General features: G+C 69.9%; 17 protein-coding genes. 10 read left to right on the forward strand and 7 right to left on the reverse strand.

The genetic code is table 11. The features are described from left to right. Window positions 1–11: 11 nt before the first annotated feature. The 3 genes from paaK to AB0B61_RS29220 form a co-directional block, all read right to left on the reverse strand. The gene (gene paaK, locus AB0B61_RS29210; RefSeq protein ID WP_358438268.1) at window positions 12–1,319 is read right to left on the reverse strand and encodes a phenylacetate--CoA ligase PaaK; all 1,308 of its coding nucleotides are present in this window, start codon (window positions 1,317–1,319) and stop codon (window positions 12–14) included. Continuing rightward, window positions 1,316–1,684, reverse strand: a complete 369-nt coding sequence (gene paaI / locus AB0B61_RS29215; RefSeq protein WP_358438485.1) for a hydroxyphenylacetyl-CoA thioesterase PaaI — start codon at window positions 1,682–1,684, stop codon at window positions 1,316–1,318. Before paaI ends, paaK begins: the two co-directional genes overlap by 4 nt. A 456-nt stretch (window positions 1,685–2,140) precedes the next feature. Continuing rightward, the gene (locus AB0B61_RS29220) at window positions 2,141–2,377 is read right to left on the reverse strand and encodes a hypothetical protein (protein ID WP_358438270.1); all 237 of its coding nucleotides are present in this window, start codon (window positions 2,375–2,377) and stop codon (window positions 2,141–2,143) included. 26 nt (window positions 2,378–2,403) lie between these two features. On the opposite strand from AB0B61_RS29220, the gene AB0B61_RS29225 reads away from it, so the two are divergent. After that, window positions 2,404–3,837 (forward strand): trehalose-6-phosphate synthase, encoded by a 1,434-nt coding sequence (locus AB0B61_RS29225; RefSeq protein ID WP_358438273.1) that lies wholly within the window; start codon window positions 2,404–2,406, stop codon window positions 3,835–3,837. On the opposite strand, the gene AB0B61_RS29230 is transcribed toward AB0B61_RS29225, so the two are convergent. Beyond that, entirely contained in the window at window positions 3,770–4,054 is a 285-nt protein-coding gene (locus tag AB0B61_RS29230; protein WP_357940820.1) for a DUF4235 domain-containing protein, read from the reverse strand. The genes AB0B61_RS29225 and AB0B61_RS29230 overlap by 68 nt on opposite strands. 79 nt (window positions 4,055–4,133) lie before the next feature. On the opposite strand from AB0B61_RS29230, the gene valS reads away from it, so the two are divergent. Beyond that, a complete protein-coding gene (gene valS / locus AB0B61_RS29235; RefSeq protein ID WP_358438276.1) occupies window positions 4,134–6,650 on the forward strand; it encodes a valine--tRNA ligase in 2,517 nt (838 codons plus the stop codon). Between the two features lie 3 nt (window positions 6,651–6,653). Here valS and AB0B61_RS29240 read toward each other — a convergent pair whose 3' ends face one another. Then, window positions 6,654–8,831: a DUF6351 family protein gene (locus AB0B61_RS29240; protein ID WP_358438279.1), complete on the reverse strand. Its 2,178-nt coding sequence runs from the start codon at window positions 8,829–8,831 to the stop codon at window positions 6,654–6,656. A 91-nt stretch (window positions 8,832–8,922) separates the two neighbouring features. Here AB0B61_RS29240 and AB0B61_RS29245 point away from each other — a divergent pair, with 91 nt between their 5' ends. The 5 genes from AB0B61_RS29245 (at window position 8,923) to AB0B61_RS29265 (ending at window position 12,455) form a co-directional block, all read left to right on the forward strand. Beyond that, window positions 8,923–10,074 carry an AI-2E family transporter gene (locus AB0B61_RS29245; RefSeq protein ID WP_358438282.1) on the forward strand — a complete coding sequence of 384 codons (1,152 nt, stop codon included), beginning with the start codon at window positions 8,923–8,925 and terminating at the stop codon, window positions 10,072–10,074. A 189-nt stretch (window positions 10,075–10,263) separates the two neighbouring features. After that, entirely contained in the window at window positions 10,264–10,704 is a 441-nt protein-coding gene (dut, locus tag AB0B61_RS29250; protein ID WP_358438285.1) for a dUTP diphosphatase, read from the forward strand. Window positions 10,705–10,713: 9 nt separating this feature from the next. After that, window positions 10,714–11,364 carry a DUF3710 domain-containing protein gene (locus tag AB0B61_RS29255; protein WP_358438288.1) on the forward strand — a complete coding sequence of 217 codons (651 nt, stop codon included), beginning with the start codon at window positions 10,714–10,716 and terminating at the stop codon, window positions 11,362–11,364. A gap of 28 nt (window positions 11,365–11,392) precedes the next feature. Further along, on the forward strand, window positions 11,393–11,779 hold the full coding sequence (locus tag AB0B61_RS29260) for an OB-fold nucleic acid binding domain-containing protein (protein WP_214635894.1): 387 nt from the start codon (window positions 11,393–11,395) through the stop codon (window positions 11,777–11,779). A gap of 4 nt (window positions 11,780–11,783) precedes the next feature. Continuing rightward, window positions 11,784–12,455: a DUF3159 domain-containing protein gene (locus tag AB0B61_RS29265; RefSeq protein ID WP_358438291.1), complete on the forward strand. Its 672-nt coding sequence runs from the start codon at window positions 11,784–11,786 to the stop codon at window positions 12,453–12,455. Between the two features lie 4 nt (window positions 12,456–12,459). Here AB0B61_RS29265 and AB0B61_RS29270 read toward each other — a convergent pair whose 3' ends face one another. Both AB0B61_RS29270 and AB0B61_RS29275 read right to left on the reverse strand, forming a co-directional pair. Continuing rightward, window positions 12,460–13,119, reverse strand: a complete 660-nt coding sequence (locus AB0B61_RS29270) for a TrkA family potassium uptake protein (protein ID WP_357642476.1) — start codon at window positions 13,117–13,119, stop codon at window positions 12,460–12,462. Continuing rightward, window positions 13,119–13,784 carry a TrkA family potassium uptake protein gene (locus tag AB0B61_RS29275; RefSeq protein WP_358438294.1) on the reverse strand — a complete coding sequence of 222 codons (666 nt, stop codon included), beginning with the start codon at window positions 13,782–13,784 and terminating at the stop codon, window positions 13,119–13,121. Before AB0B61_RS29275 ends, AB0B61_RS29270 begins: the two co-directional genes overlap by 1 nt. A 103-nt stretch (window positions 13,785–13,887) precedes the next feature. Here AB0B61_RS29275 and AB0B61_RS29280 point away from each other — a divergent pair, with 103 nt between their 5' ends. The 3 genes from AB0B61_RS29280 to AB0B61_RS29290 all read left to right on the forward strand — a co-directional run bounded on the left by AB0B61_RS29280 (window position 13,888) and on the right by AB0B61_RS29290 (window position 18,277). Beyond that, window positions 13,888–15,939, forward strand: coding sequence for an APC family permease (locus AB0B61_RS29280; protein WP_358438297.1), 2,052 nt, complete (start codon window positions 13,888–13,890; stop codon window positions 15,937–15,939). 50 nt (window positions 15,940–15,989) lie between these two features. Then, on the forward strand, window positions 15,990–17,240 hold the full coding sequence (locus AB0B61_RS29285) for a class I SAM-dependent RNA methyltransferase (protein ID WP_358438299.1): 1,251 nt from the start codon (window positions 15,990–15,992) through the stop codon (window positions 17,238–17,240). 80 nt (window positions 17,241–17,320) lie between these two features. Continuing rightward, entirely contained in the window at window positions 17,321–18,277 is a 957-nt protein-coding gene (locus AB0B61_RS29290; RefSeq protein WP_358438302.1) for an aminoglycoside phosphotransferase family protein, read from the forward strand. Window positions 18,278–18,358 lie beyond the last annotated feature (81 nt).

An 18,358-nucleotide genomic window follows, 5' to 3' on the forward strand; every position in this document is an offset into this window, starting at 1 on the left:
CCTCCGTCGGCCTAATGATCCCGCTTGTCGATGACGCGCCGGAGTTTGCCTACTGAGCGCTCCAGCGTCTCCGGGTCCACCACCTCGACCTCGACCTGCACGCCGATCGTGTCCTTGACGACCCTGCGCAGCGTCTGGCCTGCCTCTGCGCGGGCCTCTGTGCCGTCCTGCGGGCCCGGTCGCGCCTCGACCCTGACCGTCATCACGTCGAGCCGTTCCGGTCGGGTGAGCCGTACCTGGAAGTGCGGCGACAGCCCCGGCACGCGCAGCACGATCTCCTCGATCTGGGTGGGGAAGACGTTCACCCCGCGCAGGATGATCATGTCGTCGGTGCGGCCCGTCACCTTCTCCATCCGCCGGAACGCCGGCCGCGCCGTGCCGGGCAGCAGCCTGGTCAGGTCGCGGGTCCGGTAGCGGATGATCGGCAGCGCCTCCTTGGTGAGGCTGGTGAAGACCAGCTCGCCCGACTCGGCGGGGGCCCCGGTGAACGGGTCGACGGTCTCGGGGTAGAAGTGGTCCTCCCAGACGTGCAGACCGTCCTTCGACTCCACGCACTCGTTGGCCACGCCCGGCCCCATCACCTCGGACAGGCCGTAGATGTCGACGGCGTCCAGGTCGAAGCGCTCCTCGATCTCCGCGCGCATCTCCTCGGTCCACGGCTCGGCGCCGAAGACGCCGATGCGCAGCGAGCACGCGCGGGCGTCCAGGCCCTGCCGGTCGAACTCGTCGAGCAGCGCCAGCATGTACGACGGCGTGACCATGATGACGTCCGGCCGGAAGTCGGTGATCAGCTGTACCTGGCGGGACGTCATACCGCCGGAGACCGGTATCACCGTGCAGCCCAGCCGCTCGGCGCCGTAGTGGGCGCCCAGGCCGCCGGTGAACAGGCCGTAGCCGTACGAGATGTGCACGATGTCGCCCGGCCGGCCGCCCGAGGCGCGGATCGAGCGGGCCATGACCTCCGCCCAGACGTCGAGGTCGTTCTTGGTGTAGCCGACCACGGTCGGCTGCCCGGTGGTGCCGCTGGAGGCGTGCACCCGCGCCACCCGCTCCCGTGGCACGGCGAACATGCCGAAGGGGTAGCAGTCGCGCAGGTCCTGCTTCGTGGTGAAGGGGAACTTCACCAGGTCGCCGAGCTCCTTGCAGTCGGCCGGGTGGACGCCATGCTCATCAAACTTTTGCCGATATATCGGGACATTTTGGTAGGCGTGGTGGAGTGTCCGTTGGAGGCGCTCCAGTTGGAGCGCCATGAGCTCGTCGCGCGAAGCCCGCTCGATCGGATCGAGGTCGCCGGGCTGAGGGGCGGCGCCGAGTCTCATCTCATCTCCTTGCTGCGGCCACGGAACTCCGCGACCACCTCACCGTCGGCCTTCTTCACCGTGATGTCGTAGATGCCACTGCGGCCGTAGCGAGTGCGTTCGGCCGCCTCGGCCGTCAGAACGTCGCCCATCCGAGCCGGGGCGGTGAAGGTGATCTCCGCCCCCGCCGCGACCGTCACGGGGCCGTGGCTGTTGCACGCGCAGGCGAACGCGGTGTCGGCCAGCAGGAAGACGTAGCCGCCGTGGCACAGCGCGTGCCCGTTGATCATCCGCTCGGTGACCTCCATGCGGCACACCGCCCGCCCGGCACCCAGCTCCGTCAACTCGATGCCCAGGGCCGCGGAGGCGGTGTCGGCGTCCATCATGCGCCGCGCGCTCTCCAACGCAGGTCTCCTTCGCTCAACTGACCGACTGTTCGGTAAATACTCCACCGCCCGGCCTGATCTCTGTCAAGAGACGGCCAACTCCTCACTGCCCACCCTCCGACACCCACGACCTCCCCGCCAACGCCACCCGCCCCGGCGGCCGTCACCCGCTCCCGCCGACGTGGCCCGGCCGCGCGACGCCGCCGCCCGCCCAGGCCGCCGCCTCGCCCCGCCCGGCGCCGCCGACGTGGGCCCGACGGTCGCGGCGCTGTCCGACTCCCGCCGGGTAGCCGTTTTCCTCGCCCCGGAGGGGTGTCCCTCCCAAGGGCCCCAGCCATCACGGACCGTCCCTTTTCCCTCCCCCGAAGGGGGTTTCTCTCCGAAAGACCCCAGCCACCACCGACCGTCACACGGATCGAGACGGTCGTGTGACGAACCCACTCAGTGACCGCCGCACTAGGTGATATGTGCGATTCGCGTTTGTTTGTGCAGGTCCTGGGCAAGGTCACTACGGCGCCGCTCGCCGTGCGTGAGTTCGCGGCATTGGACCGCTCCCGAGTCCTGGTAAAGACGCTGGGCGCGGAAGCGGGGCGAGGTCTGGATCGTCAGGCCGGCCGCCCATGTCGCCGCGATCATCTCCCAGGCGGAGCCCGAGCGGGTGGCCGCCACCATGTGCCGTGTCCCGCGGCGCATGAAGGATGGACTCTAGGAGGACCTGGGTGAGTGGCCGTAACTCGTTTATGATCGTCGCGAACCGGTTGCCGGTGGATCGAACGGTCGAGCCGGACGGGACGGCCTCATGGCGCAGGAGCCCGGGCGGGCTCGTCACCGCCATCGCTCCCGTCATGCAGCGCCGGCACGGCGCCTGGCTGGGCTGGCACGGCGCCGCCGACGAGCGCCTGGAGCCCTTCGACCAGGACGGCATGAGCCTGATCCCGGTGCCGCTGTCGGCTCGCGAGGTGGAGCTCTACTACGAGGGTTTCTCCAACGCCACGCTCTGGCCGCTCTATCACGACGTGGTGGCGCCGCCGGTGTTCGAGCGTGACATGTGGGACGCCTACACCACCGTCAACCAGCGCTTCGCCGAGGCCGCGGCCGAGGTGGCCGAGGAGGGGGCGGTCGTCTGGGTGCAGGACTACCAGCTCCAGCTGGTCCCCGCCATGCTGCGCAAGCTCCGGCCGGACCTGCGCATCGGCTTCTTCCTGCACATCCCGTTCCCGCCGGTCGAGCTGTTCTGGCGGCTGCCCTGGCGCAAGGAGCTGGTCGAAGGGCTGCTCGGGGCCGACCTGGTGGGCTTCCAGTTGCCCGGCGGCGCCGCCAACTTCCGGCGGCTGTGCCGCAGGCTGCTCGGCCTGCCGTACAAGGGGAACGAGATCTTCCTCGACGACCGGATCGTGACCACGCAGGCGTTCCCCATTTCGGTGGACTTCGCTGAGCTCGACACGATGGTGCGCCAGGAGCACATCATGACCCGAGCCAAGGAGATCAGGGCGGAGCTCGGCGATCCGGAGCACGTGCTGCTCGGGGTGGACCGGCTGGACTACACCAAGGGCATCGGGCTGCGGCTGGAGGCGTTCGGCGAGCTGCTCAAGGAGGGGAGACTGAAGCCCAACGAGGCGGTGTTCGTGCAGATCGCCACGCCCAGCCGGGAACGGGTCGACGAATATCGCCGGCTGCGCGACGACATCGAGCTGCAGGTCGGCCGGATCAACGGCGAGCACGCGATGCTCGGCCTGCAGCCGATCCAGTATTTCCACCAGTCGTACGGCCGCGAGGAGCTGGCCGCGCTCTACCTGGCCAGCGACGTCATGGTGGTCACGCCGCTGCGTGACGGGATGAACCTGGTCGCCAAGGAGTACGTCGCCTGTCACCACGACCTGCGGGGCGCGCTCGTGCTCAGTGAGTTCGCGGGGGCGGCCGACGAGCTGCGGCAGTCGTACCTGGTCAATCCGTACGACGTCGAGGACGTCAAGCGCCAGATGATGACGGCGATGCGGGCCACGCCGCACGAGCTGTCCCGGCGGATGCGTACGATGCGCCGCCGGGTAGCCACCTACGACGTGGACCGCTGGGCCGGAGAGTTCCTCAATGCCCTTGAGACACCTGCTTTACCGTCTTCCACGCCTCATACCGCTTCTTGGCGGTCCGGTTGACCACGATCTGCGCCACGGACATCCCGACGCCCATCACCACGGCGTAGCCGATGGCCTCGCCCATGCTGACCTCGGGTGAGTCGGTGTCGATCGGCGGCTCCTTGCCGGTGGTCTTCACCCAGACGAACCCGAGGATCTTGCGTGCCGCCCACGCGGTGGCCAATCCGACCAGTCCCCCGATGACCCGCCAGGCGAGGTCAGGCTTGTCGTCTGCCATCCGAACGTCTCCTTCCGCTATGTAACGAACCCTAGTCTGTAACGCTTCCTGGGCCGGTGAAGCCGTACCATAAGGAGGCATGAATCAGCAGCGACTACGCCATGCAGCCATGCCGGAGAAACCGACTCTCGACGGCTTGGAGAAGGTATGGGTAGCGCGCTGGGAAGATGACGCTATTTACCGGTTCGACAGGTCCAAGCCGTGGGAGCAGATCTACTCGATCGACACCCCGCCTCCGACCGTCTCCGGTTCCCTTCACGTGGGTCACGTCTTCTCCTACACGCACACCGACACCATCGCCCGTTTCCAGCGGATGCGCGGCCGCGAGGTCTTCTACCCCATGGGATGGGACGACAACGGCCTGCCCACCGAGCGGCGGGTGCAGAACCACTTCGGCGTCCGCTGTGACCCTTCGGTGCCCTATGACCCGGACTTCACACCTCCGGCCAAGCCCGATCCCAAGCGGCAGGTCTCCGTCTCACGTGGAAACTTCATCGAGCTGTGCGAGCGGCTGACCGTCGAGGACGAGAAGGCGTTCGAGGAGCTGTGGCGGCGGCTGGGGCTGTCGGTCGACTGGTCGCTGACGTACGCGACCATCGACGCCAACGCGCGAGCCGCCTCGCAGCGGGCCTTCCTGCGCACCCTGGCGCGCGGCGAGGCCTATATGGCCGAGGCGCCGACGCTGTGGGACGTCTCCTTCCGCACCGCCGTCGCCCAGGCGGAGCTGGAGGATCGCGAGTGGCCGGGGGCCTTCCACCGGGTCTCCTTCTACGGCGAGAAGGGGCCGGTCTGGATCGAGACGACCCGGCCCGAGCTGCTGCCCGCCTGCGTCGCCCTGGTGGCGCACCCCGACGACGAGCGGTACAAGCCGCTGTTCGGCACCTCGGTGCTGACGCCGCTGTTCGGCGCCGAGGTGCCGGTGCTGGCCCACCACCTGGCCGAGCCCGACAAGGGCTCCGGCATCGCGATGGTCTGTACGTTCGGCGACCTCACCGACGTCACCTGGTGGCGCGAGCTGGCGCTGGAGACCAGGCCGATCATCGGCAAGGACGGCCGCCTGCTGCCCGAGCCGCCCGAGGGCGTCGAGCAGGAGCCGTACAAAGAGCTGGCCGGCAAGACCGTCCACAGCGCTCGCGAGCGCGTCGTGGAGCTGCTGCGCGAGTCCGGCGACCTGGACGGCGATCCGCGCTCCACGAAGCGGATGGTGAAGTTCTACGAGAAGGGCGAGCGCCCGCTGGAGATCGTCACCACCCGCCAGTGGTACATCCGCAACGGCGGGCGCGACCCCCAGCTGCGCGAGCAGCTCCTGGCCAGGGGCGCCGAGCTGCGCTGGCACCCGCCGCACATGAAGGTCCGCTACGACAACTGGGTTCGGGGGCTGGCCGGCGACTGGCTGATCTCCCGGCAGCGCTTCTTCGGCGTGCCGATCCCCGTCTGGTACCCGCTGGACGCCTCGGGCGAGCCCGACTACTCCAACCCGCTGGTGCCGTCGGAGGACCTGCTGCCGATCGACCCCTCCTCGCAGGCGCCCGACGGCTACACCGAGGACCAGCGGGGCGTGCCGGGCGGCTTCATGGGCGATCCGGACATCATGGACACCTGGGCGACCTCGTCCCTCACGCCGGAGATCGCCGGCGGCTGGGAGCGGGATCCCGACCTGTTCGCCCGGGTCTTCCCGATGGACCTGCGGCCGCAGGCGCACGAGATCATCCGCACCTGGCTGTTCTCCACCGTGGTCAGGGCGCACCAGGAGTTCGGCACGCTGCCGTGGCGGGACGTGGTCATCGCGGGCTGGATCCTCGACCCCGACCGCAAGAAGATGTCCAAGTCCAAGGGCAACGTCACGACGCCGCTCGGGCTGCTGGAGGAGTACGGCTCCGACGCGGTCCGCTACTGGGCGGCCAGCGGGCGGCCGGGCACCGACACGGCGTTCGACACCGGGCAGATCAAGGTCGGCCGGCGGCTGGCCATCAAGATCCTCAACGCGTCGAAGTTCGTGCTCGGCTTCCCGGATTCCGACTCGGCGGTCACCGAGCCGCTCGACCTGTCGATGCTGGCCCAGCTCTCAGAGATGGTCGAGGAGGCCACCCAGGCGTTCGAGGGCTACGACTACACCCGGGCGATGGAGGCCGCCGAGCGCTTCTTCTGGGCGTTCTGCGACGACTACCTGGAGCTGGTCAAGGCCAGGGCCTACGAGAGCGGCCCGGCGGCCGCCTCGGCGCACGCGGCGCTGCGCCAGGCGCTCGATGTGCTGCTGCGGCTCTTCGCGCCGTTCCTGCCGTTCGTCACAGAGGAGGTCTGGTCGTGGTGGCGTCCGGGCTCCGTCCACCGCGCGGCCTGGCCGTCGGCCCCGGCGGGCGCGGGTGACCCGGCGGTGCTCACCGTGGCCTCCGACGTGCTCGGGCGGATCCGCAAGGCCAAGTCGGCCGCCAAGCTGTCGATGCGCGCCGAGGTCTCCCGCCTCACGGTGTCGGGCCCCGAGATCGCCCTGGTACGGCTGGCGCAGGACGACCTGTGCGGCGCGGGCAACGTCGAGGAGTTCGTCCTCGACGCCGGTCCCGAATTCGCCGTCGAGGTGGCGCTCGAAGAGCAGTAATCGCTAGTAGTCGCACACCCCCGAGGGGAAGATCGCCTCAAGGCGGGTCCGCTCCTCGGGGGACGGGCGCCACGAGCCGTACAGACCGCGCGCGACGGCCCTGGCCACCGGCTGCAGGCGGCACTTGTAGACGCCGCCCTCCAGCGGGCCGCCCGCCACCACGCGGGAGGTGGAGTAGAGCGGGAAGCGCGTGGTGCAGGCGCCGGCGGCGCGGCGGTCCAGGACGCCGTCCCACACGTGCGGGCCCGCGGCGATCTGCGCCCCGGCGCTGGTGAAGCAGCGGTCCACGGCCGCCGCGGGCTTGTTGCCCGCCACCCCGCGCCACGGGCGCGAGCGGATGTTGGCCATCCACTGGTCCATCACCTGCAGCGCCTCGGGCGTCTGGTCGAAGGCCGGCCCGTCGGGGCGGGCGTCGGTGAACCAGATGACCTGGTTGCCGGCGTTGCCGTCGTAGTTCAGCATCCGCTGCCGCGAGACGAACGACTGGTGCGAGTCGTGCATGTCGAGCTGGTCCTCGAGATAGTGGCGCCAGTCGATGATCGGGATGGCGATGTCGCCCCTGAACACCAGCCCGCTGCGCTCCACGTTCTTGATCGCGATGGGGTCGCCGGTGCGCCGCGGGGCCGGGTCGCCGGTCCGCATGTTGCGCGAGCTCCACGGGTCGAACTGGGCGGGGTCCTGGCAGAGGGAGGGGGTGAACGGGCAGCCCTCCCGCACCATGTCCTTCGACTCCTTCCAGGAGCCGGCGCGCGCGTTGACGTCGAGGAACTCCGCGGGCGTGATCACGCCCTTCACCAGCGCGCCCAGGCCGTACTGAACGCCGACGTTGTCCCAGGTGGAGCGGGCGTAGCCGTCAGGGGCGACGCCGTAGATCTCGCGCAGGTCGTCCCAGTGCGTCCACTGGACGGTGTCCTTGACGCCGGGCGGGTCCATCTTGGCCCACTCGGCGTCGTTGTTGGAGGTCCAGAGGGGGTTCATGGTCAGCGGGGTCAGCCCGCGCCAGCCCTTGACGCACTCGTCGGAGCCCGGCTTGCCGGTGTAGGGGTTGTCCACGGTGTCACTGGCGTTCATCCCGATCAGCGCGGTCCGCGCGTCCCAGGAGGCCCAGCGCGGGTTGTGGTCCATGTAGCGTTCGAGCAGTTCGCAGTCGCCGACGTGGATGGTCTGGGTGACCATGTCGGGATAGGAATACTGCGGGATCGCCGCGTCGATCACCTCGGTGCCGTAGTTCTGGCCGTAGACGTACTGCTGGAGGGCGCCGCCCGAGGCGCCGACGCCGACGGTGTAGAGCGGCACGCCGTACTTCTCGATGAACCGCTCCTTCACCATCAGCGCGGTCTCGCCGCCGAGGATCAGGTTGTAGTGCGTGGAGGTGCGGGTGCCCGAGGAGTACAGGATCGCGTAGCCCTTGCCCAGCCCGTACGCGTCGAGCGCGCTACCGCCGATCGTGCCCTGGTCGTGGCCGATCCCCACGCCGCCGTCGAAGCGGTAGATCGCCCGGCCGTTGTAGCCGTCCTCCAGCATCGCGATGGAGTAGAGGAAGCGGTTGATCACGCCGCGCTCGCGGCGCACCACGAAGTCCACCGTCCGGCCGTCGAGGGTGGTGGTGGTCGACATGTCCGCGGGCCGTTCGGCGGGCATCGTCTTGAACGCGCCGTCCGTCGCGCGGTAGAGCCGCTCCGTCAGCACCGGCGCGAAGCAGTCCCTGCTCCATCCGCCCGTGGTGCGCATGCCCTGGCCTTCCTGGTTGTCCGCGACGGGCGGGCCGAGCCCGCTCCGCTCCGTCTTGCACAGGAAGGGGTACTGGTGCGGCCCCGAGAAGACCGGCCCCGAGATCGGGTGGTTGCGTAACTTCAGCGTCTCCTTGAACGGCCCCGCCAGCGCCTTGATCGTGTTGTCGCCGTCGATCAGCCCGGTCACCAGGCCGCTGAAGGATTCGCCGCCGGGGTCCGGCTTGAAGGACGCGGTGACGTCATCGCCGTTGCGCAGCACCTTGAGCCGCACGCCCTGGCTCACTCGTACCCTGACCAACGCGTCCCCGCCACTCACTCGATCGGCGCGGCTCGACAGCACGTCGAGCGCGGGTTCGCCGCGCGAGGCCAGGGCGGGCACCGGGGCCGCCACGAGACACGCGATCACCGCGGTGATCGCGCTCACTTTAACCAGCGCGACGGTCCTCATGTGCATGACGGTGACATGTGATCATGCCGTTGCCCAGACCCGATCTTTTATCCATGCGCACATATGTCCCTGACGTGCCAGTCTTGAACACGTGCTGACCGACCGCCCCACCAAGCTCGTGCCACCCGTGCTGGCCAAGATGGCGGCATGGTGCCTGTGCCTGATCCTCGTCGGCGTGGTCGTCTACTTCTTCGTCCAGGGCATCGCGCGGCTCAGCTTCGTGGCCCTGCCGGTCGCCATCGCGCTGCTGCTGACCGCGCTGCTGTTCCCGCTCACCAGGAGCCTGCGCCAGGCGGGCATGCGGCCCATCTACGCCACCTGGATCACCATGCTGGTGGCCCTCGCGGTGCTCGCCGGCACCGGCTGGCTGGTGGGCGCGCGGGCCACCGAGGAGTTCCCCAACCTGGTCGAACAGGTCCAGTCCACCGCCCGCGACGTCCAGAACTGGCTGATCACCGGCCCGCTGCACCTCAAAGAGGCGCAGATCACCAGCTACGTCGACGAGATCGCGACGATGGTCAACGCCCAGCGCACGGCCATCACCAGTACGGTCCTGACCGCCGGCGCGGTCGCCTTCGAGGTGCTCGCCTCCCTGGTGCTGCTGCTGTTCGTCTCGTTCTTCCTGCTCAAGGACGGCGACCGGATCTGGTCGTGGTTCCTGCGGGGGTTCGGCTCGATGTCGCCGCGCGTCGACCGGGCGGGGCGGGCCGCCTGGACCACGCTCTCCCACTACGTGCAGGGCACCGTCGCGGTCGCCGCCGTGCACGGCGTGATCATGGGCATCGTGCTGGCCGGCATGGGGGTGCCCCTCTGGGCGCCGCTGGCGGTGCTGATCTTCTTCGCCAGCTTCATCCCGATCGTCGGCATCTTCTTCGCCGGTACGATCGCCACCCTGGTCACGCTGGGCGCCAAGGGGCCTCTCTACGCGTTGATCTTCGTCGGCATCCTGATCGTCGAGCAGCAGCTGGAGAACCACGTGCTCCAGCCGCTCATCGTCGGCCGGGCGCTCAACTTCCACCCGCTGGCCATCATCCTCGTGCTGTCCGTCGGCGGCATCCTGGCCGGCATCGCGGGGGCGGCGGTGGCCGTGCCCGTGGCGGCGGTGATCTACCGGGCGCTGCCCGAACTGTTCCACAAACCGCCCGCCCTGCCACCTGGGCCCACTCCGGCACCCGCCCCGCGGCCGTCTCCGCCGGCTTCGGGTTCTCCCGCCGAGGACGATAGTCCGTCTGACAGCGAGTAACCTCGTCACCCGTGACCACCTCGCCGCGGGACCTCGGAGATCGGCGGCCGTCTCCCCGTTCTCACGAGGGCTTCCGGCGGCACGACACTCCACCCGCCTGCCCGGTGCGCCGGGATCGCGGGCGGAAGGGCGTACCTTGAGGCTGAGGGGGCGCATCGCCGCCGAGCACCATGACCATGAGGTGAACCCTTGACCGACGTGCAGGTCCTCATCCAGCGACTCGACGACGGGCTGCCGGTGCCGTCCTACGCCCATCCGGGCGACGCGGGCGCCGATCTCTACGCGGCCGCGGACGTCGAGCTGCTGCCCGGCGAGCGGGCCATGGTCGGGACGGGCGTCGCGATAGCGCTGCCCGACGGCTACGCCGCGTTCGTGCACCCCCGCTCGGGCCTGGCCGCCAGGCACGGCGTCACGCTGGTCAACGCGCCAGGCACGGTCGACGCCGGCTACCGCGGCGAGATCCGGGTGACGGTGATCAACACCGACGCCAAGGAGCCCTTCCGCCTGAGCCGCGGTGACCGGGTGGCCCAGCTGGTCATCAAGCGCGTCGAGCGGGCGGCCTTCACCGAGGTGGAGCAGCTGCCAGGCTCGGCCCGCGGCACCGGCGGTTTCGGATCAACAGGACGTTAACCAGGGAGAGTGAGCACAGTGTTCCGACGACGCCGTCGTGAGCAGCCGGATCAGGCGGCCGAGCAGCAGGCTTCCGCCGCCCCAACGCGCGAGTCCGGCCCGTGGGACGCCGACGAGCCCCACCCCGAGAGCGACAGGATCGACCTCGGCGGGCTGCTCCTGCCGCACAACCCGGACTTCGACCTGCGGCTGGCCTCGGTGGGAGACCAGAACGTCGGGGTCGTCGCGCTCTACGAGGAGAGTTCGCTCCAGCTGCAGGCGCTGGCCGCGCCCAAGAGCATGGGGCTCTGGGACGAGATCAGAGCCAAGATCCGGACCGGCGCCGACAATCTCACCGAGCAGGAGGGCCCCTTCGGACCCGAGCTCATCGGCGAGATCAGCGGCGAGGGCAACACCACCCGCAAGGCCCGCTACATCGGCGTCGACGGGCCGCGCTGGTTCATGCTGGCGATGATCAGCGGCCGCGCCGCGCTCGACGAGAACGTGGCGAACGTCTTCCTCGACTTCATCAAGGACGTCGTGGTCGTGCGCGGCACCGAGCCGATGGCCCGGGAAGAGCCGATCACGCTGCGCCGCCCCAACGAGCAGGGCGCCGAAACGACCGACGACCAGGGGCTCAACCCGTTCAAACGAGGTCCCGAGATCAGCGAGATTCGCTGAGCGCCCACATCACGTAGGCTGAGTCATCATGAGTACGGCAGAGCCCCCCAAACGCGGGGGATTGCGCGGGTTCTTCAGTCGGCTGGCCTCCACCCAGTCCGAAATCGAAGCCCAGGAACTACGGGAAGACGTCGACGAGGTCGGCGCGACCCCGATCGTCTCGTGTGGCGGCCGCCGCCGCTTCTGCGTGGCCGGTACGCTACGTACCGTGACACTGCGACCCAGGGGCGGCGCGCCCGCCCTTGAGGCCGAGCTCTACGACGGGTCCGACGTCATCGACCTGGTGTGGCTCGGCCGCCGCAAGATCGCGGGCATCGAGCCCGGGCGCACCGTCAAGGCCGAAGGCCTGGTCAGCATGCAGGACGGGCGCAAGGTGATGTTCAATCCTCGATACGAGCTGCGCCCAGGGAGTTGATCAGGTGAGTGCTGAGGCGGAAGAGGTCGCCCACGACACCGTCGAAGCGGCGGTGCGAGCCCAGCTCGCCAAGGCGTTCGGGGGAGTGCGCGGAATCATCGAGGCGGCGGTGCCGACCATCGCGTTCACGCTGTCATGGATCGTCACCGAGGAGCTGAAGACCTCGCTCATCGTCAGCATCTCGCTGGCGGTCGTGCTCCTGCTGGCCAGGCTCGCGCAGCGGTCGACACCGCAGTTCGTGATCAACAGTCTGATCGGCATCGCCATCGGCGCGTTCTTCGCCAGCCGCAGCGGCGACGCGAAGGACTATTTCCTGCCCGGCATCCTGTGGAACGCCGGCTACTCGGTGGCGATGCTGCTGTCGATCGTCACCCGGTGGCCTGTGGTCGGATTCCTGATCGGCTCGGTCACCGGTGACCCCACGGCCTGGCACAAGGATCCGGGCATCGTGAAGCTCTGCGTCAAACTCACCTGGCTGCTGATGCTGCCGTGTGTGGTCAGGGTGGCCGTGCAGCTGCCCGTGTGGCTGGTGGGCGGCGGCGACGAGGCCGTGGCCGCCCTCGGCCTGGCGAAGATCGCGATGGGCTGGCCGCTCCAGGTGGCCGCGCTCGGCGCGATGCTGTGGCTGCTCGGCAAGGGGCGAACGCCGATCAAGCCGCCGGTCGCCCCCGCCTGAGCCGTCAGTGCTGAGAGAGCAGGTGCGCGAGCTCCTGCTCCACCTCCTGGTTGGCGACGAAGAGGAGTTCGTCGCCCGCCTCGAGGGGGTCGTCGTTGGTCGGCACCAGCACCCGGCCCTCACGCAGGATCGCGACCAGCGCCGAGTCGTTGGGCCACGGCACCGAGCCGGCCCGCTGGCCCACCACGGGCGCGTCTTCGGCCAGGGTGAGCTCGACCAGGTTGGCCTGCCCCTGGCGGAAGGTCATCAGGCGCACCAGGTCGCCGACGCTCACCGCCTCCTCCACCAGCGCGCTCAGCAGGCGCGGCGTCGAGACCGCCACGTCCACGCCCCACGACTCGTTGAACAGCCACTCGTTGTTGGGGTGGTTGATCCGGGCCACCACGCGCGGCACACCGTACTCGGTCTTGGCCAGCAGCGACACCACGAGGTTGACCTTGTCGTCTCCGGAGGAGGCGACGACGACGTGGCAGTTGTTGAGCCCCGCCTCGTCGAGCGAGGCGATCTCGCAGGCGTCGGCCAGCAGCCACTCCGCCCGCGGCACGCTGTCGATCTTGATGGCCCTGGGGTCGATGTCGATCAGCAGGACCTCGTGGCCGTTCTCCAGCAACTCGGCCGCGATGGACCGGCCCACGGCCCCCGCTCCGGCGATGGCGACGCGCATCAGTGGTCCTCTTCCGGTGCCGCCGCGAGCACCTTGTTGATCCGGTCCATGTCGCTCTCCGCGGCGATGACGTGCAGCACGTCGCCGTCCTGGATCACGGTGTCGTCGGCGATGACCAGGGCCTCGCCCATGCGGTTGAGGTAGGCGACGCGGACCCTGCCCCGCTCCTCCAGATCGACGGCCCGGGTGCCGATCCAGCCGGTATGCGCGGCGACCTCGGCCAGGACCACGGTGCCTGTGGGGTCGCGCCAGAGCGGCTCGGCGCCCTCGGGCAGGATGCGGCGCAGGATCTGGTCGGCGGTCCACCGCACGGTCGCCACCGTCGGGATGCCGAGGCGCTGGTAGACCTCGGCCCGCCGCGGGTCGTAGATGCGGGCCACCACATTGTCGACGCCGAACGTCTCGCGCGCCGCCCGCGCCGAGATGATGTTGGAGTTGTCGCCGCTGGAGACCGCCACGTACGCGGAAGCGGACTCGATGCCCGCCTCGGTGAGCACGTCGCGGTCGAATCCGACACCGGTCACCCGGCGCCCCCGGAAACCGGCCCGCAGGCGGCGAAACGCCTGCGGATCCCGGTCGATGATCGCGACCGTATGGCCGTTGTCCTCGAGGATGTGAGCCAAGGTCGAACCGACCCGGCCACATCCCATGATCACTATATGCATACTCCCCCGCACTTCGCGGTCGGCCGGTTGCTCGACACCAGTATGGCGCGATAAGGGAGCGCAACGTCGGCGCCCCTACAGCGGGGGGCTAGCATCTCGTAACGTGGCGAAGGTAACGGATCTTGTCAAACGCGTGCTGGTGGGCCGGGCGCTGCGCAGCGGCCAGCTCCACGAGCAGCTGCTGCCCAAACGCATTGCCCTGCCGGTCTTCGCCAGCGACGCCCTGTCCTCCGTGGCGTACGCGCCGCAGGAGATCCTGGTCATCCTGTCGCTGGCCGGAGTGTCCTTCTACGCCTACAGCCCATGGGTCGCGATCGCCGTCGTGGTCGTGATGCTCACGGTCGTGGCGTCGTACCGGCAGAACGTGCACGCCTACCCGAGCGGTGGCGGCGACTACGAGGTGGCCACCACCAACCTGGGCAAGAACGCCGGTCTGACCGTGGCCAGCGCGCTCATGGTCGACTACGTGCTGACCGTGGCGGTGTCGGTCGCCAACGGCGTCGACTACGTGGGCGCCACGATCCCCTTCGTCGGCGAGCACAAGCCGGCCGTCGCCATCGTCATCGTCGTCCTGCTCACCGTGGTCAATCTGCGCGGGCTGCGCGAGTCGGGGGCCGCCTTCGCCGTCCCGACGTACGCGTTCATGGTCGCGGTGCTGGGGCTGATCCTCTGGGGCGGCTTCCGGCTGCTGGTGCTCGGCGACGAGCTGCGGGCGCCCAGCGACGGGTTCACCATCGACGCCGAGCAGACCAACCTGACCACCTTCGCCGCCGCCTTCCTCATCTTGCGCGCCTTCTCCTCCGGCTGCGCGGCGCTGACGGGCGTGGAGGCCATCAGCAACGGTGTGCCCGCCTTCCGCAAGCCCAAGAGCAAGAACGCCGCCACCACGCTGCTCATGATGGGCCTGGTCGCCATCACCATGTTCGGCGGCATCATCGCGCTGGGCCTGGCCTCGGGCGTGAAGGTGGCCGAGCCGTCCGTGGTGGCCACGGACCTGCACGGGCCCGACGGGCAACCGGTCGGTCCCGGCTACTACCAGCAGCCGATCATCTCGCAGGTGGCCGACGCGGTCTTCGGCGGCGGCTCGCTGCCGTTCGTGATCATCTCGGCGGTCACCGCGCTCATCCTGTTCCTGGCCGCCAACACCGCCTTCAACGGCTTCCCGGTGCTCGGCTCGATCCTGGCCCAGGACCGTTACCTGCCCCGCCAGCTGCACACCCGCGGCGACCGGCTGGCCTTCTCCAACGGCATCGTCATCCTGGCGCTGGGCGCGTGCCTGCTGCTGTGGGGGTTCAACGCCGACGTCAGCCGCCTGCTGAACCTCTACATCGTCGGCGTCTTCGTCTCCTTCACGCTCAGCCAGATCGGCATGGTCATCCACTGGACCCGCCATCTCAAGACCGAGACCGACCCCAAGATCCGCCACCAGATGCACCGCTCGCGGGTGATCAACTTCTTCGGCGGCATCATGACCGGGCTGGTGCTGGTCGTCGTACTGCTGACCAAGTTCCTGGTCGGCGCCTGGATCGTGTGCTTCGCGATGCCGGTCCTGTTCCTCATGATGAAGGCCATCAGGCGCCACTACGACAACGTGGCGGCCGAGCTGGAGATCACCGAGGAGTACGACGAGTCGACGCTGCCGGCGCGCAACCACGCGATCGTCCTGGTCTCCAAGATCCACAAGCCGACGATGCGCGCGGTCGCCTACGCCCGCGCCACCCGGCCGTCCACACTGGAGGCGATCACCGTCGGCGTCGAGGGGGCCGAGGCGCGGCAGCTCCAGGACGAGTGGGAGCGCCTGGGCATCCCGGTGCCGCTCAAGATGCTCGACTCGCCATACCGGGAGATCACCCAGCCGATCCTCGACTACGTCAAGACCCTGCGCCGCCGCTCGCCGCGCGACGTGGTGACCGTGTTCATCCCCGAGTACGTGGTCGGGCACTGGTGGGAGCACCTGCTGCACAACCAGAGCGCGCTGCGGCTGAAGGCGCGGCTGCTGTTCAAGCCGGGCGTCATGGTGACGAGCGTGCCGTGGCAGCTCCACTCCTCCGACCGGCTCAAGGGCCGGCCCGAGCCGGCCGCCCCGGGCGCCTCGCGCCGGGCGGGACATCAGGTGGCCAAGAAGCAGGTCAAGGCCGGAGACCACTCCGCGTAACGGGGTAAGTCCGGAAAGTGGCAGTGCCGGTCAGGGCATAGGGTGTCCGTGTGGAACAGGCATCTCTCGAGCTGACGGTAGGTCCGGTCGCCCATGGCGGTTGGTGCGTGGCGCGCCATGACGGGCGGGTGGTGTTCGTCCGCCACGCGCTGCCCGGTGAGCGGGTCATCGCCGAGGTCACCGAGGAGACGACCCGCTTCCTCCGGGCCGACGCCGTACAAGTGCTGGAGCCCTCGCCCGACCGCGTGGTCCCGCCCTGCCCCTACGCGGGCCCCGGCCGCTGTGGCGGCTGCGACTGGCAGCACGCCACCCAGGAGGCCCAGCGTGGCCTCAAGGCCGCCGTGGTGGCCGAGCAGCTGAGCAGGCTGGCCGGCATCGAGCGCGAGATCGTGGTCGAGGAGGTGCCGGGCGCCAAGGACGGGCTCGGCTGGCGTACCCGCGTCCAGTTCGCCGCGCGGCCCGGCGGCGAGCTCGGCTTCCGCCGGCACCGCTCGCACGACATCGAGGTGGTCGACGCCTGCCTGATCGCGCACCCGGAGGTGGAGGCCGTCGGGGCCGAGCGGCGCGAGTGGCAGGGCGCGTCCGCCGTCGAGGTGATCGCCTCCTCGACCGGCGACCGTGCCGTCGTGGTCAGGCCGCGCCCCAGGCGCAGCGTGGCCGTGCCCGACCTCGACGCGCCCGCCTCGATCCTGCTCGACCAGGGCAAGGGCCACACCGTCCCGCGCAAGGGCTCGGGCGTGCTGCGCGAGCAGGTGGGCGACCGCGAGTTCAGGGTGGCGGGCAGCGGCTTCTGGCAGGTGCACCCGGGCGCCGCCGAGACTCTGCTGGACGCCGTCCTGTCCTACGCCGCGCCGGAGCCTGGGGAGTGGGCGCTGGACCTCTACTGCGGGGTCGGCCTGTTCGCCGCCGGCCTGGCGGAGGGCGTGGGGGAGCAGGGCGCGGTGTTCGGCCTGGAGTCGGAGGCCTCGGCCGTCCGCGACGCCCGCGCCAACCTGCGCGACCTGCCGCAGGCCCGGGTGGAGCGGGGACGGGTGGAGGAGGCGCTGGACCGCTTCCAGATCGAGCGGGCCGACATCGTCGTCGTCGATCCGCCCCGGTCGGGGCTGGGACGCGACGTGGTCCACCGGATCACCGCGCTGGAGTCCTCGCGGATCGTCTACGTCTCGTGCGACCCGGCGACGCTGGCCCGCGACCTGGCCTGGTTCGGCGACGACGGCTACGGGCTGGTCGACCTGCGGGCCTTCGACGCTTTCCCGATGACCCACCATGTGGAGTGCGTGGCGCTGCTGGCCAGGGGATGACGTCCTTCCCAGCATCGTCGTGCTGGGAAGCGGACCTCCATCCACCGCACGTCCTCATGGGCCGACACCTGGAGCTGGTCTTGGCAAGCGCGAGCACGGACACCAGGCCGCACATCGACACCGCACTGGTCAGGCGCCTGGTCGATGCCCAGTTCCCGCAGTGGGCCGAGCTGCCCCTGGCGCTGCTCGATCCGGCCGGCTCGGACCATGTGATCTACCGGCTGGGCGAGGAGCTGTCCGTCCGGCTGCCCCGCCATACCGGGGCCATAGGGCAGGCCAAGAAGGAGTACGAGTGGCTGCCCCGGCTCGCCCCGCACCTGCCACTGGCCATCCCGGTGCCGGCGGGGGTGGGTGAGCCCGGCTACGGCTACCCATGGCCGTGGGCGGTGTCGCGCTGGCTGGACGGCGAGGTGGTGACCGTCGAGACCCTGGCCGACTCGTCCGAGGCCGCCGTCGAACTGGCGGAGTTCCTTACCGCCCTTCAGCGGTTCGCGCCCGGGGACATCCCGGCCGCGAGTGCCCGAGAGGACCTCACCGGCCGACCGCTGGCGGACCGGGACCGTGCCACGCGGGCCGCCATCGCGCAGGTGGGCACGGCGTCGGGCGCCGCGTCTGGGGTCGCGTCGGGAGCCGCGGACGACGCTGCTTCGGGTGCCGTTTTCGACGGGGCGGCCATGACCGAGCTGTGGGACGCGGCGCTGAGCGTACCCGGATGGGACCGCCCCCCGGTCTGGTTCCACGGCGACTTCCACACCGGCAACCTGCTGACCGCCGACGGCCGCCTCAGCGCGGTCATCGACTTCGGCGAGCTCGGCATCGGCGACCCGGCCCGCGACCTGACCATCGCCTTCACCCTGATGTCGGCCGAGAGCCGGGCCGCCTTCCGCACGGCGCTCGGCGTGGACGACGCCACCTGGACCCGCGGCCGCGGCTGGGCGCTCGCCACCGGCCTGAACGCCTACATCTCGTACGCCGCCACCAACCCCCGAGTCGCCGCGCAGACCACCCGCCAGATCACCGAGGTCCTCATCGGCTAGAAGCGGCAAAGACCCATTTCGCCGACCGACGCCAGGCTGACGCTCCCGAGGCGCCCGTCGAGAAAGCCATAGAGCACGTCT

It is taken from the genome of Nonomuraea sp. NPDC049158, from assembly GCF_040648335.1.
Lineage (GTDB): Bacteria > Actinomycetota > Actinomycetes > Streptosporangiales > Streptosporangiaceae > Nonomuraea.